This is a genomic window from Sphingomonas oligophenolica (genome assembly GCF_039522915.1).
Lineage (GTDB): Bacteria > Pseudomonadota > Alphaproteobacteria > Sphingomonadales > Sphingomonadaceae > Sphingomonas > Sphingomonas oligophenolica.
Window position 1 is genome coordinate 1 of record NZ_BAAAEH010000024.1, and the last position, 14,533, is coordinate 14,533.

The 14,533-nt window shown below is 62.9% G+C and carries 13 protein-coding genes; 8 read left to right on the top strand and 5 right to left on the bottom strand.

Going from position 1 to position 14,533, the window contains the following annotated elements; all coding sequences use genetic code 11:
* Positions 1 to 292, bottom strand: a 292-nt coding sequence (locus ABD050_RS12930; RefSeq protein WP_343889783.1) for an IS110 family transposase, incomplete at its 3' end; no start/stop codon positions are given.
* A 503-nt stretch (positions 293 to 795) separates the two neighbouring features.
* Here ABD050_RS12930 and ABD050_RS12935 point away from each other — a divergent pair.
* From ABD050_RS12935 to ABD050_RS12950, 4 genes are all read left to right on the top strand, one after another.
* On the top strand, positions 796 to 1,212 hold the full coding sequence (locus ABD050_RS12935) for a group II truncated hemoglobin (RefSeq protein ID WP_343889784.1): 417 nt from the start codon (positions 796 to 798) through the stop codon (positions 1,210 to 1,212).
* A gap of 394 nt (positions 1,213 to 1,606) precedes the next feature.
* Positions 1,607 to 1,993: a hypothetical protein gene (locus ABD050_RS12940; protein WP_343889785.1), complete on the top strand. Its 387-nt coding sequence runs from the start codon at positions 1,607 to 1,609 to the stop codon at positions 1,991 to 1,993.
* A gap of 242 nt (positions 1,994 to 2,235) precedes the next feature.
* On the top strand, positions 2,236 to 2,517 hold the full coding sequence (locus tag ABD050_RS12945) for a type II toxin-antitoxin system Phd/YefM family antitoxin (RefSeq protein WP_343889786.1): 282 nt from the start codon (positions 2,236 to 2,238) through the stop codon (positions 2,515 to 2,517).
* A gap of 73 nt (positions 2,518 to 2,590) precedes the next feature.
* Positions 2,591 to 2,926 (top strand): hypothetical protein, encoded by a 336-nt coding sequence (locus tag ABD050_RS12950; RefSeq protein WP_343889787.1) that lies wholly within the window; start codon positions 2,591 to 2,593, stop codon positions 2,924 to 2,926.
* 41 nt (positions 2,927 to 2,967) lie between these two features.
* Here the strand turns inward: ABD050_RS12950 and ABD050_RS12955 are convergent, their stop codons facing one another.
* Positions 2,968 to 3,204, bottom strand: a complete 237-nt coding sequence (locus ABD050_RS12955; RefSeq protein ID WP_343889788.1) for a DUF6429 family protein — start codon at positions 3,202 to 3,204, stop codon at positions 2,968 to 2,970.
* 101 nt (positions 3,205 to 3,305) lie between these two features.
* Positions 3,306 to 4,160 carry a hypothetical protein gene (locus ABD050_RS12960; RefSeq protein ID WP_343889789.1) on the bottom strand — a complete coding sequence of 285 codons (855 nt, stop codon included), beginning with the start codon at positions 4,158 to 4,160 and terminating at the stop codon, positions 3,306 to 3,308.
* 342 nt (positions 4,161 to 4,502) lie between these two features.
* Between ABD050_RS12960 and ABD050_RS12965 the strand changes: the two genes are divergently transcribed.
* The 3 genes from ABD050_RS12965 (at position 4,503) to ABD050_RS12975 (ending at position 8,506) form a co-directional block, all read left to right on the top strand.
* Positions 4,503 to 6,083 (top strand): lysozyme family protein, encoded by a 1,581-nt coding sequence (locus tag ABD050_RS12965; RefSeq protein WP_343889790.1) that lies wholly within the window; start codon positions 4,503 to 4,505, stop codon positions 6,081 to 6,083.
* Positions 6,084 to 6,368: 285 nt separating this feature from the next.
* Positions 6,369 to 7,199 (top strand): hypothetical protein, encoded by an 831-nt coding sequence (locus ABD050_RS12970; protein WP_343889791.1) that lies wholly within the window; start codon positions 6,369 to 6,371, stop codon positions 7,197 to 7,199.
* Between the two features lie 239 nt (positions 7,200 to 7,438).
* On the top strand, positions 7,439 to 8,506 hold the full coding sequence (locus tag ABD050_RS12975; RefSeq protein ID WP_343889792.1) for a hypothetical protein: 1,068 nt from the start codon (positions 7,439 to 7,441) through the stop codon (positions 8,504 to 8,506).
* 58 nt (positions 8,507 to 8,564) lie between these two features.
* Here ABD050_RS12975 and ABD050_RS12980 read toward each other — a convergent pair whose 3' ends face one another.
* Both ABD050_RS12980 and uvrA read right to left on the bottom strand, forming a co-directional pair.
* Positions 8,565 to 9,428, bottom strand: coding sequence for a hypothetical protein (locus tag ABD050_RS12980; protein WP_343889793.1), 864 nt, complete (start codon positions 9,426 to 9,428; stop codon positions 8,565 to 8,567).
* Positions 9,429 to 9,676: 248 nt separating this feature from the next.
* Positions 9,677 to 12,646, bottom strand: a complete 2,970-nt coding sequence (gene uvrA / locus ABD050_RS12985; protein ID WP_343889794.1) for an excinuclease ABC subunit UvrA — start codon at positions 12,644 to 12,646, stop codon at positions 9,677 to 9,679.
* A gap of 202 nt (positions 12,647 to 12,848) precedes the next feature.
* On the opposite strand from uvrA, the gene ABD050_RS12990 reads away from it, so the two are divergent.
* Positions 12,849 to 14,351 (top strand): PQQ-binding-like beta-propeller repeat protein, encoded by a 1,503-nt coding sequence (locus ABD050_RS12990; protein WP_343889795.1) that lies wholly within the window; start codon positions 12,849 to 12,851, stop codon positions 14,349 to 14,351.
* The last annotated feature ends 182 nt before the right edge of the window (positions 14,352 to 14,533 follow it).

The following is a 14,533-nucleotide window of genomic DNA, read 5'->3' on the forward strand; positions in this document are numbered from 1 at the left end:
AGATCGCCTCGGCATCGGCCGCGTCGTTCTTGTGCCGCTTCACGAACGGCTTCACATAGGATGCCGGTATCAGGCGCACTTCATGCCCAAGCCGCATCAGTTCGCGCGCCCAGTGATGCGACCCGCCGCATGCCTCCAGCGCCACCAGGCACGGCGGCTGATCGGCGAAGAACTCCAATACCTTCCGCCGCACGATCCGGCGGCTGAACAGCTGCCGACCGCTCGCATCCGCACCATGCGCGTGAAAAACCTGCTTTGCGATATCCAAACCGATCGTGCTAACCTCGCTCACGGACGCCTCCTATCAGGTGCTCAACAACACCTCCTTGGTACATCGATACCGTCGGGGGGCGTCCACCCCATCTGTTTTCCGCTGTTCTTCGAAAAATTATTTTTTCCCGCTGTTATGTTGGATTTTCTGGGAGAATTTCGCGCGTATTATCAGATGCTTATGGATGATCCCGCTGTTATCGAATAACAGCGGGAAAACAGCGGCGGAACAGCGGCGAGGCGGCGCCCGAACAGCGGGATTAACAGCGGGCGTTGGAAAGAACAGCGGCGCGCCACCGTTCGATAAATATGGACATGTCAAAGAGCAGGACGGGAACCGGTGCAGCGCCCCATCCGCCCGCGCCGTCCCACGATCCGCGCCGGGGTTGAATCGACCGGCCGATCCCTACCGTGTTGCACTCTATCGGGTGCAGCGGTGCGGGGATTGAAGGCGCCGCCACTGCAATCCCGGACTTTTGACCCCGGTCAATTGTGACCGCCGCGCTTCCCTCCATAAGCCGGCCCATGACGACCGGCCAACAAACCCCCTATGACCTGCTCGGCGGCGCCCCGGTGATCGGGGCGATCGTCAACCGTTTCTACGATCTGATGGATGAGGACCCGGCCTATGCCGCGCTGCGTGCGATGCACGCGGCCGACCTGGCGCCGATGCGCGTCTCGCTGGCGGGATTTCTCGCGGCCTGGGCGGGCGGTCCGCGTGACTGGCATGAGGAACATCGCGGGACGTGCATCATGTCGCTCCACGGGCGGATGCGGATCGACCCCGAAGCGGGGCGGCAATGGAGCCAGGCAATGGCGCGGGCGATCGCCGAACAGCCCGGTATCGCGCCGCAGCTGGGGCAGGCGATGACGGCGGCGCTCGACCGCGTGGCGCAGGCGATGTCGCGCAACCCCGCCACGCAGGCGAGCAGTGCTGGCTGAAGCACGCGCCGGCCCGGCCGGATCGGGCCGGCCCGCCTGCCTCGCGATGGCATCATCCGACATGCGACAAGGATGGCTGATCCGAATGACGGGCCGCCCGCTGCAACCCGCGCGCATCCGCACCATGCGGCTGAAACAGCGCCTTCCGGGGCCAATGAAAAGCGCCTGCCGGCGACACCGGAATTCAGGAAAACCTATAGCCGAGTCGGGAAACGGATAGGGGGTGCGGGCGGATGTCATCTAGGTTGCGCCCCATGGGTGGGGAATTCGCATTTACCGGCTTCGAAGGACTGGCCACGCGCTTGAATCCGGCGGGGCTGCGGCCGACCGGCCCGCTATCGGCAACGCTGCGATCGCCTGCCAGACGCCTTTCAACAACGGGCCACGGCACGCGATGACCGACCTTGCAACCCTCGCCCGCGAGCTGAATACGCTTGAGGCAGTGCAGGCCGCGCTGGCCGGCATCGCCGATCGCACCGACGATGCGCGCAAGCACGAGCTGATCAAGCTGCGCCGCGACCTCTCCGCCCAGATCGCCAAGGTCGGCGAGGTTGCCGAGCCGATCTTCCGCGCGGCCGACCCGGGCCTCAACCAGGAATATCGCAACAAATTCTCCCGGATGCGCTCGGCCGCCGCGCTGCATCAGGCTGCCTGGCCCGCCATCAGGCTGGGCGAGAATATCGCCGACTACAAAGCCTCGGCACGGACGGTGCGCGAGGCCAACAAGGCGTTCGTCGCCTGGGTTCGCGGCACGCTCTCCCAGCTTCAGCAAGACCGGTAGCTGCCGCTTCGGGCTCGGGATCTCCGCTGCGCTGCGCGCCGCCCTTATCGAAGCGCACGCCCTGAAGCAGGAAGCCAACGCAGCAGTCAAAACGGGCTGACGGGCGCTTTCTGATCACGCCGTCGACCGGCGGGCTGGCGACCCGCCCTTATGCCCTCATTTTTTCCCGAATTTTCGAAAATATTGCTTATCCTTATAATCGCCATTATAGCCAAAATGGCTATCGACCAAGGAGGGTCATCATGGCAGAACCCCTGTTCGCCGTTTCAGCGAAGGATGTGGCCGGCCGGTTCGGTTTCTATACCGACGAGGCGATGCTGCGTCCGGTCGGAATCCAGCGGCACGGGACGACTCGCGTCGTAATGATTTCGCTCAAGGAATATGAGCGGCTCAAGCGACGGGACCGTCAGGCGATCAGGACGGAAGACCTGGATGACGAAACCCTCGAAGCCCTCCAAACCGTCAGCGCCCCAGCCAAGTCGATCGCGCTCAACCACCTCATGGACGATACCGGAACCGACTGACGTCCTGTCCTACGCCTATCTCTGGGCACGTGAGGCCGAGCGGGGCGAGGAGGATGGGCGCAAGGATCGCCCGGTGGTTGTCGTCATCTCGCGAAAGATCGTGGACGATGGCACTGAATTGCTCGTGGTGCCGATCACGACTCAGCAGCCGCGCCACCCCGCCGACGGGTTCGAGGTGCCGACCAGGGTGAAGGCGCATCTCGGCCTCGATGCCGAGCGCTGCTGGATCATGGTGACCGAGCTCAACCGTTTTCTATGGCCCGGGCCAGATGTCCGCCTGGTCGGGCGAGGGCCCGCCGCGACGCCCTTTTACGGGTATATTCCGCAGCAATTGTTCGATTCCGTGCTGGCGGCGATCCTCGCGCGGGCCAAGTCGGGGCGCGTGGCGATCACGAAGCGGAGCAGGTAGAATGGTTTGCGATCACCGAGTGGGTCGCACCTGCGCGGTAGTCAGGCGTCGCTTTCCTCACCGAATAGCCTGGCACAGGCGGCCTTAGCGGCAGCCAGCCCCTCATCGGTGAGGACCACCGATTTGTTCTTGTTACGCGGATCGGCCAGCAGACCCCTTGCGTGAAGGCGATCGGTCGCGTCCCAATCGAACCCCTTCCAGGCACGGCGCTCGTCGTGCAGGCCCAGATAGAGCAGCGCGAGCGTGGCTTCGTCGATCCGGTCCAGGTCGAGTGGCATGGCGGGATTGGAACCGAGGTTGGTGGTTATGTCAATCGGGCGCTGAGTTTGGGGGTTATTGCACGTGGCACCGTAATTGCGCGTGCCTTGTGCCCTTTACGCTACGGCCCCGGAAATTTCCGTCCGTCCACCATCAGGTAATCGTCCACGTCAATCGAGAGAATATCGCCGGACACCACGCTGGCCGCATCGCCGCGGGAGACGATTTTCAGGATGGTTCCAGGCCCTGGAAAATCGATCGAATAGCAAATCACGCCCGGCTGCGCCGGGCAGGACTCGACGACCCCGATATCCGAGGCGCTGCCGACACCAGCAACCTCCTCTTCGCAAGAGTGGTAGAGCGCGGGGAGAAAATGGGGGCATGACTGGAGCTTCAGTGTGCCTGCCTTGACGGCCGCAAGCGCCTTTTCCAGCAAGAAGCCCGCCTGCACGACCTGAAATGCATCCTTCGCGTCAGCCCAGGTGGCCCGATCCCATTCCCCGAGTTCCCGACCATCGGCACGGGCCCGTTTCAGCCAGGCCTTGTCGACATCGACACAGGCAGGTTGCCAGATGTGCGAGGCGTCCGGCTGCCCCATATCTTTCTCGACCTTGGGAAGGTGGACGATATGAAAAACGGGTCGCGCCTCGATGCTGTACGGGCGAACCGGCTTGTCCCTGCTCGGTGCACCGGGCACCGCCCCCGTGTAGCGCAGGGTGAGGGTGTCGCGGCGGCAGACGCCGTCGAAATCGGTGCCGAACGACCGCGTGTTCAGGGTGACATCATGGAGTTCGCGCCACATCTCGGCGCTGATCTTTCCGGTCGGCTCCAGGATCGAGAGCAGATCGTCCTGGGCCTGCCGGTTCGCCTCTTCGCGCGACATCTTCATGATCGCTCTGGTCGATGGGTGGTATTCAGCATCGAGCGGCGCCGCGATCAGCGCGCAGAGGACGATGCCGGCCGAGAGCGCGACCACGGTCCACGCTGACCGGCGCGATCCCGAGAAATGGTGTTGCCGTGCCATGCCCCTCTCCCCTGCCCTCAATCCTTCGGTCTCACCGGAGCCGAATCGCATCGACCGCGCGAGAACAAAAAGGGATCATAACTCGAGAAGGAACGCCTGGCCAGAGAGAGTCGCGCCAAATGCGATGGACCTGCGCCACCGTCCGGCACGCAGCCCGGCGACCGATGCGACGCCAGCGCGCCGGCACAATCCAGCTTCGGCCAAGGCTGATTCAACCCTAGGTCGAACATGGCTAGCCCCTTTTCGGCGGCGCTGGAGCGGTCTCCAGCCTGCCCGAGACCAGCGAGGCCCGAAATGCCCATCGACCCCTTCACCGACCCGTCCGACGCCGTCGACAGCACGGCGCAACCGCCCGCCTCTCCAGCCGAGGCGCCGGCGACGAACCCGAGTGCCGCTCCGGGTGCGGGCGCGCCGCCCCTCTCGATCGGACAGACATCGCCGGCCGGTCCGCCGCCGCCTGCCCCGCCCGCCACGAAGCAGGGAAGCCTGCGCGTGCCCGACGACATGGCCGCGCTTCACCCCAAGGGCGGCTATATCGCGATGCGCCTGCTCTCGCGGATGCAGAGGGACCTCGACGTGCTGACCGAGGGCAAGCGCGCCGCGACCTATCCCGAAGTGGAGGAATATCTCGGCCATGCGCTGGTGGCGGAAGGAATCGCCCCGCGCGGCTACAGCGCTGCGCAGGCAGCGACATGGTGGGCGATGGGGGGCTCGGCTGCGCTTCGGGCGCCGGCGAATGGTGGGGGAGACGGCGGATTGATCGCGAGGGGTCCATCGGAGACCAATGGCGGCGAGGTGATCGATCCGGAGGCCGGCCCGAATGTCGTCGATGGCGGGCTGTCGAGCCAACCGGGCAATGGCGGGTCGGGCGGGCCGACCCCTGACTATTCGGCGGACGACTCCGCGCGAGATGCCGCGCCCGATATGGCTGCGCCCGGAGTATCGGATGCATCGACACCGCCGGATAGCGCCAGCACGACCGAAAATGCCAGCGTAGCAATCGCCGATCCGACGCCCGCCACGCCTTCACCCGCCAGCGCGAAGGCCACCCAAGCCGCCGACGCCAAGGCTGCGAAAGACGACGGTGCGAAGGCCGCGATGGATGACGCCATCGCACGGGCCAAACAGGCGATCGCGGCGGCGAAGACCATCGTGAAGACGCAGAGCCCCGCACCGTTCGGCGACGACCTTTTGAAACGCTTCGGCGGCTTTGGCGGCCAGAAATATTCTTTCGGCAATGACTATCGGACAACGCCGCAAATGCGCGCGTGGCTTCCAGAAATCGAACCGCTCGCCAAGCCGGATATTCCCTATCCCGACGGCCTGCAGATCAATGAGAAAAGATCGCCTGCGGAGCGTAAAAAGATAAGGGACTATGTCGCCTATCTCTACACTCTGCCCGAGGTGAAGGCCCTTCTCGACGTGATCGCGCACAATGAGGGTGCGGACAAGCTGGGCTATTATTTGTCCCATGGCAAAAATCCACCCAAACTCCCAGATCTCGACACCTTTCACGGTGGCAGGTCCGCGAGCGGGCGCTATCAGATCGAGCCTGGCCCTTGGCAAAACTTCGGCCAGAAGCTGTGGTCCCGGAATGACTTTTCCCCGGTCACGCAGGATCTGATCGCTATCACGCAACTATATCAGAGCCGCGCTATCGACGCCTTGATGAACGGCGATTTGAGCAGGGCCCTTACTCTGGCGTCAGGCGTGTTCGCCTCGATCCATGTCAGCATGGACGAGGACCATAGCCGTTACGGTTATCAGGACAAGAATAGGTTACAGGGAGGGCCGAAGAGCCCAAGCCAGCCTTTCCGTGATCTGCCCGCCGAGTTCGCAAGGCATCTTGCATTAAGGCGGGCGGAATTCAGCTAGGCCGAGCAGGCCTGGAAGACCGACAAGACGCTTCCATGGGCTTTCATCCCGCCCACCAGATGGGACGCTTTCGGGATAAAGGGATTCCCGATCCCCAAGACACAATAGGTGTTGACCTAATCGGAACAAAAGGGGATCATTGTATTTGCGGGTGCGGCATGATGAACGGGTGGCGCGATGAAGAGGCGATCAGTTTTTCTCGCGGTCCTTTGCCTGGCGTCATCCTGCTCGGGCAAGGAAGGCGGCGACCATGCCCGACCTCGCGCCAAACCGTCGCGGACAGTGATGTCCGCCGATGAGGACAAGGGGGCTCCCGCGCCGATCCTGAAGACGGGGATATGGTATCAGGCCGGCAGCTATCGTGTTCGGTCGCTCGTGCCCAATGTCTCCATCGCGCCGAGCCTCGATTTGCCGGTGGTTGCCTACAAGAAATACGAAAGCGACTTTTGCGGCTCTGAGGGGCCAATACGGGAGACGCCCGAAGGGAGATGGGCGAGATCGCGCGGCTGGCGCGTGGATGACCAGGGGACGTTCGGACCGCTGACTGTTGTGAGTGTTCTGCGCCGATATGATTATCAGGCGCAGTTCTGCGGCCAGGTCGATGGCAGAATTATCCTGTTCGACCATGGCAAGCCGATTGCCAGCGTCCATGTGGGCGATGCCGACGACGAAGGCCAGGTCGACGGGCTCGGGGTGAGGGCGAACGGCGCCTTGAGACTCACGAATATGTGGTTCAAACCCTTTGGCGATCTGTTTGTCGAGGGGCGGGACATCGAGGTGCGGCCCCTGCCGCGATCCGACAGCATTTGTGATGGCGCGGCGACATTGCCCAATGTGTTCGGAAAGCCGATTGCCCAGGCGCGTTCGATACTAGGCAGATCGGGATGGAAGGCCGATCCGCAACCGCCGCCGGTCGTGACGAAGAATCCCGATGGCTCCCTAGAGTTCGAGAACAGCGACGACTATAATATGTATAATAGAGGATTCAAAGAGGAAAAAAATTGCGATCCGAGGGGATTTTGCGAGTTTCACTATAAGCGTGGCGAAATAAAAGTCATGCTTTATACACAAGGAGAGGAGGTGGTGCAGCATTACGAAGAATGCCAAACCAAGTAATACTATCCGGTATTTATCGAAATCCTCGCTTTATCAGTGTGGATAATGTAGCGAAACAGATGTGGTATTGAGAGGATGCCGGTAGCGGACGAAGCCGTTGCTCCGCCGCCATGCTCTCCCGCCCGCGCCGAGCAGCGGCTCGAAACAATACCCCATGAAGCTCCCTTCGCCTTGGCCACCTGTTCGGGCGTGACCTTAGCGACGGTCCCCCGGTCCTTCGTGCACGCTCGGGCTCCGGTTTGATCGACTGCTGGAAAAGCCAATTGACTTCTTTGGAACAAAAGGGGATCAATTCTGCTTGGGCAGGATTAGCGCGGGGCGAGGCGATGGAGGGCCGATCAGGAGTGTTGGCGGCCCTTTGTCTGCTGGCTGCATGTTCAGCGAAACAGGAAGAGAAGCACTCGGCGGCTGGCGGGAGGTCGCGTCATCCGGCAAAGATTGCGCCAACATCGACAGTGGCGCGGGAAACGGATGACCGGCCGGTGTTTGCGTTCAAGCCGGCATTGCATGTCGGAACATGGTTTCATGCCGGCAAATATGATGTGCGAACGCTGGTACGCACCGCGTCGATCGAACCGTCCACCGACCTTCCGGTGGTTGCCTTCAGGAGAGATCAGTATGATTTCTGCGGCCGGTATGTTCCGCCGCCGGTAACGCCAGCCGGCATCTGGGCGAGATCGCGAGGCTGGCGTGTCGCGGCGGAAGCGCGGCTTGGACCGCTCACTTTCGTCAATGTCCTGCGGAGCTACTATTATGAGGCCCAGACCTGCAGCCAGATCGACGGGAGGATTAGCGTTTTTGACGGAGATCGGCCGATCGCGACAATCGTGACGAGCAGCGTCAATGGCTATCAGGCCGATTATTTCGGCGGCCCCGACGATCGCCTGCGGCTCCAAAACATACGGGAAGTGCCATTCGGCGACGTGGTGCTGAAAGCGCGGAACATCGAGATAAAGCCACTGCCGCCGGTGGACAGGTTCTGCGGGGGGCGGAAGGCAGTGCCCAATATATACGGCCAATCGATCAATCGCGCGCGCAGCATATTGCGCAAGGCCGGATGGCAACCGGTGCGGGCGGCCCCTCCCGAAATCGCCAAGGACCCAGACGGCGATGATTTTTTCGCGGATCTCGAAGGAAGTGATTTTTATCGAAAGGGGATAACCGAGGTTACCGGGTGCAGCCCCACAGGGTTCTGCGGATTTCGCTATCAATCGGGCAGGGCGTGGATGGAAGTGCAAACATCGGGCGGAATCATCACCGACTATGAGCCGGATTGCTCCGGCACAATGGTTTTGCCGCCCCGGTGAGCACTGAAAACGGCGATCGCGACCAGCCGATTGCCATCACCGCGCCGCACGCATGGCATCACTGACGACGACGCGCACGCCCGGAGCAGTTTTCGTCATGGCGATACACGAACTCGCTCCCGCCATCGGCGATCACCGACAACTCCGTCACGATTCCGCGGGAGCGATACTGGAAACCGCAGACGGCCATTGGGGTGCATTCGGTAACCTCGGACAGCCCTTTGTCGTACCGTGCAGCTACGCCGAGGTTTTCGGCCAGTTTCGATGTCGGCGGCGGCACCGGCCTCCAGCCGGCGCCACGCAGCACTCTGCTTGCCTCAATGATGGGCACGCCGAAAACATTGGGAACGGCCGCCCTGCCGTCACAAACCATATCCTGTGGCGGGAGCGGTTCAGCTTCGATCCGACCATGGCTGAACACGAGATCACCGAAGGGCACATCGTTCGAGATGGTTTCCACCCGCAAGGCAGCGCGCTCGGTTGGCTCGACCAGGCCGATCTGAATGAGCTCGGTGGGCGCCGTTATAACGGTAGCGACGGGCTTGTCCCTGTCGAACAGAACAATCCGGCCATCGAACGACCAGCACCCCTGGAACGTGTAGATATAGCGCCGAACCAGGACAGTGGCGGTCAACGGTCCGAGTGGCGCCTCGAATGCCACCCGCCAGCCTCGGGCGCGCGCCCATCGGCCAGCCGACGTGCGGGGCTCGGTCAGGCTAACGATGCGCTCGCACAGCTCCGGACTGCCGCCATCGTGCGCGACGCTCTTGCTCGTCGGGCTATAGGGAATAGTCGGCAGGTTGCTTGTCGGCACTATCCAGAGCTTGGGTTCACGGGAGCGAACCAGATATGCGCCAGCATGCTCCCAGCGGCCTGGGCGCGGCGACGGCGTCATCACGCTTCTCACGAGCCAGCCATCCACGGATAGCCCCGCCGATGCGGGAGCGGATGTCGGCACCGTAACCGCCGCATGGCCCGAAATGTGCGGCCTGGCGGGAGCCCGCTCAGTCTTTTGCGAGCAGGCAGACGTCAGCACAAAAGCCAGCGTCAGCGTTTTATCTCTCCTCCCGCACAGTATCACGCCGTGGCACAACAGAGTGCGCTATAGAGAACATATTAGCAACATCATTCGCGCAGCGGCTCGGCGAGGATGCATTACCCCATCACAACCTACTCCGCCGCCACGCTCTCCCGCCCGCGTTCCAGCAGCGGCTTGAGATAATGACCGGTAAATGAGCCCTTCGCCTTGGCCACCTGTTCCGGCGTGCCTTCCGCCACGATCTCGCCGCCCTTCACGCCGCCCTCGGGGCCGAGGTCGAGCACCCAGTCGGCCGTCTTGATGACATCGAGGTTGTGCTCGATCACCACCACCGTATTCCCCTGATCGACCAGCGCATGGAGCACTTCGAGCAGTTTGCGCACATCCTCGAAATGCAGGCCGGTGGTCGGCTCGTCGAGGATGTAGAGGGTCTGGCCGGTCGCGCGGCGCGAGAGTTCCTTGGCTAGCTTCACGCGCTGCGCCTCGCCGCCTGAGAGCGTCGTCGCCTGCTGGCCAACCTTGACGTACCCGAGGCCGACCTCGGCCAGCATCGCCATCTTGTCGCGGATCGGCGGGACTGCCTTGAAGAATTCGACTGCATCCTCGACGTTCATGTCGAGCACATCGGCGATGCTCTTGCCCTTGAACTTCACCTCCAGCGTCTCGCGATTGTAGCGGGCGCCGTGGCAGACGTCACAGGTGACATAGACATCGGGCAGGAAGTGCATCTCGATCTTGAGCAGGCCGTCGCCCTGGCACGCCTCGCAGCGGCCGCCCTTGACGTTGAAGCTGAACCGGCCCGGTTTGTAGCCGCGCGCCTGGCTTTCGGGGAGGCCGGCGAACCAGTCGCGGATCTGGGTGAAGGCGCCGGTATAGGTCGCCGGGTTCGAGCGCGGGGTGCGGCCGATCGGCGACTGATCGATGTCGATCACCTTGTCGAGATATTGGAGGCCGGTGACCTTCTCATGCTTGCCGGCGAGGACGCGGGCGCCGTTCAAGGAGCGCGCGGCGGCGGCATAGAGCGTGTCGATGGTGAAGCTCGACTTGCCCGAGCCCGACACGCCGGTGACGCAGGTGAAGGTGCCGAGCGGGATGCTCGCGGTGACGCCGCGCAAATTGTTGGCGGTGGCGTTGTGCACCGTCAGCTTCTTGCCATTGCCCTTGCGGCGCTGGTCCGGGAGTGGGACCTCGCGGGTGCCGTTGAGATAGTCAGCGGTGATGCTGCCCTTGGAGGCGAGGATCTGGTCGAGCGTGCCCTGCGCGACCACCGCGCCGCCATGGACGCCGGCGCCGGGGCCCATGTCGATGATGTAATCGGCGGTGCGGATCGCATCCTCGTCATGCTCGACCACCAGCACGGTGTTGCCGAGATCGCGCAGCCGCCTGAGCGTCTTGAGCAGCATGTCGTTGTCGCGCTGGTGGAGGCCGATGCTCGGCTCGTCGAGGACGTAGAGCACGCCCGAGAGCCCTGAGCCGATCTGGCTGGCAAGGCGGATTCGCTGGCTCTCGCCGCCGCTCAGCGTGCCGCTGGTGCGATCGAGGTTGAGATAATCGAGCCCGACATTGTTGAGGAAGCCGAGCCGTTCGAGGATTTCCTTGAGGATGCGCTCGGCGATCTCGCGCTGCTGGCCGGTGAGGACGTGCGGAACGTCCGTGAACCAGGCGAGCGCATCCACCACCGAGAGGCGGGTGACCGAGGAGATGTCGCGCATGCCGATCTTGACCGCCAGCGCCTCGGGCTTGAGCCGCGCGCCGTGGCATACCTCGCAGGCGGCGCTGCTCTGATATTTCGACAGCTCCTCGCGCATCCAGGCGCTCTCGGTCTGGAGCAGGCGGCGGTTGAGGTTGCCGATCACGCCTTCGAAGGGCTTCTTCACGTCGTACGACTTGCGGCCGTCGACGAAGGTGAGCGTGACCGGCTTGCCGGCGGTGCCGTGGAGGATGATCAGCTTCACCTCGCCGGGGAGATCCTCCCAGGGCGTATCGAGGCTGAAGCCGAATTCGCGAGCCAAGCTGCCGAGCACCTGCATGTAATAGGGGCTGGGCGGGTTGGACTTGGCCCAGGGCACGACCGCGCCCTTCTTGATGCTGAGCGCGTGGTTGGGGACGACGAGTTCCTCATCGAACAGCATCTTCTCGCCGAGGCCGTCGCAGGCCGGGCAGGCGCCTTGCGGGGCGTTGAAGCTGAACAGGCGCGGCTCGATCTCGGCGATGGTGAAGCCGGAGACCGGGCAGGCGAATTTTTCCGAAAAGACGATCCGGTTGGCGGGGATGCCGGTGTTCTTCATCTTGCCTTCGGCGACGAAGGTTTGCGGGGCTTCGCGGACGGCGTTCTTCTTAAGCCCCTCCCCTTCAGGGGAGGGGCTTAGCTGAGCCACGGTCGTATCCACCAGATCCACATAGGCCAGCCCCTCGGCCAGCTTCAGCGCCGTCTCGAAACTGTCCGCCAGCCGGGTCGCCATGTCCGGCCCGACCACGAGCCGGTCGACCACTACTTCGATGTCATGCTTGAACTTCTTGTCGAGCGCCGGCGCCTCATCGATCTCGTGGAGCTCGCCGTCGATGCGCACCCGGGTGAAGCCGGCCTTCTGCCATTCGAGCATCTCCTTGCGATACTCGCCCTTGCGGCCGCGCACGACCGGCGCGAGCAGATAGAGCCGCGTGCCCTCGGGCAGCGCCATCACCCGGTCGACCATCTGGCTGACGGTCTGCGCCGCGATCGGCAGGCCGGTCTCGGGCGAATAGGGGATGCCGACCCGCGCCCATAACAGGCGCATATAATCATAGATCTCGGTGACGGTGGCGACGGTCGAGCGCGGGTTGCGGCTGGTCGTCTTCTGCTCGATCGAGATGGCGGGCGAGAGGCCCTCGATATGATCGACATCGGGCTTCTGCATCAGCTCGAGGAACTGGCGCGCATAGGCCGAGAGCGACTCGACATAGCGGCGCTGCCCTTCGGCATAGATGGTATCGAAGGCGAGGCTCGACTTGCCCGAGCCCGACAGGCCGGTGATGACCGTGAGCGTGTCGCGCGGGATGTCGATCGAGACATCCTTGAGATTATGTTCGCGCGCGCCGCGGACGGATATGTGGGTCAGCATATCGGCGTTTGTTCCAGATTTGTTCGGATTGGGCAAGGCCTGAGCCGCAGGGTGGCGAGATGGGAATGAAATCGCCAAACGCAAGCGGCGGCCGGATTGCGGCGGGAAAGGTAATCGTGCATTTCAGTGACTTGCGAGTCGCAGCAGGCGGCGAGATGGGCGCGTTGACCACGCGTCGACCCGGGGGGGGGGGGGATAATTCATGCGCGCAATGAAATCGACCATCGGTGCCCTGGCGGCGCTGTGGGCGGTGCCCTCCCTCGCGCAGACAAGGCCGACGCTGTATCCGGCCGCGCAGACAGTCGACGTCACCGAAGGCGCCACCGATACGGCGATCAAGTTCAGGGCATCGACGCCGGCATATGACAAGCCACTCTTCCCAGATGTCCAATTCGACCCTGCGAAGCTGAGCCAGGACGGGCCGATCGTCATGTCGGCTCCGAACGTCTATCGCGCTGCGTTCAAGTCGGTTGCTACCCTGCCGGGGGGCGTGACCACCGGCACGGTCACTTTCCGCATGTGCCGCGACAGCCCCTGCGCCCATCCATGGCCGGGCACCGAACAGGTTTTCACCTATACGATCAACGTCGCGCTGAAGGACTGGGTAACCTATCAGCGCGATGCCGGGCATAGCGGCTATGTCCATGCCAGCTACACAGGCACGTTCAAGAAGCGCTGGGTGTGGCAGCCTGCCGGCACGGGCGGCATGTCGGCGGTGGCGACCAAAGGAAGCTCGATCTTCATTGTGCGGGGAGACTATTCCTCCAACAGCATCGTCTCGCTCTCGATGCTGGGCGCACCGCAATGGGTGTATCCGATCGGCACGACCGCTTATGTGAGCGCCCCGGCGATCGCAGACAACAAGGTCTTCGTTCCCTATATGGTGATGTCGTCCGTCACCAATCCAATTGTTGCCCTCGACGCCGCGACGGGCAATGTGGCGTTGTCGAACATGACGTTCGCCTCGCAATGGTCGCCGTTCACCGCCCCGACCCCCTATGGCGACGCTCTGCACCTGGCGGCCGGATATTTCGGCAACGAGGTCACGGCATACGCACTTGCGAGCGGCGAGACGCGCTGGGATTCGGCAGGGCAGGGCCCTTGGATTTATGGTGGAGAAACCCCCGCCGTCGACGCCCAGCATGTCTATTACTATTCGGGTTCGTCCCTCGACGTTTTCGACCGCCTGACCGGGACGCGAGTCAATTCTTTTGCTGATCCTTATTTCAGTTGGGGCGGCTACACTTATCTCGGCGGACCGATGCTGGGCACGAATGGCAACGTCATCCTGCAAAGCGGGACGGGTTATTACAAGCCGCTTGTGAAGTTCACTTCGGGCGGAGCGGCTACCCAGCTTGGAACCAACAGCTATGTGACTGCACCGGCAATCGCTAAAGGAACGATTTATTCAGCGACTCTGTCGCAGCTTGATGCTGTGAGCGAGGCCGATGGATCGATCCTGTGGTCATGGATGCGTCCCCAGGACGACTATACCTATATCACCGGCAATATCGTCGCGACCGATACGCTGATTTTACTGAGCACCGGCCTGAAGCTCTATGCGATCTCGGCAACCGATCCGGCGCACCCGGTTGTCTGGTCAGCGACGACTCCTGGGAATATCGCCATATCGCGCGACGGTCTGCTACTGGTAACGACCACGCTGAACGGAAGCCCGGCACTGGTGGCCTATAGCGTGAAGTAACGGGAGCCGGGCCGCCGCGGCGAGCACGGCGCATTTCTTCGCCGTATTTGCAATTCAGCGACAGTCTGCGCCGCCTTTCCCACCAGACCGGCTTCATCTCTCCAAGACCAGCGCAGTACTAGCCCCTATTATCATGGCGGAGACGGCGAAGTTAACCGCCGCGAGTCGGAGCGTCGACAGGA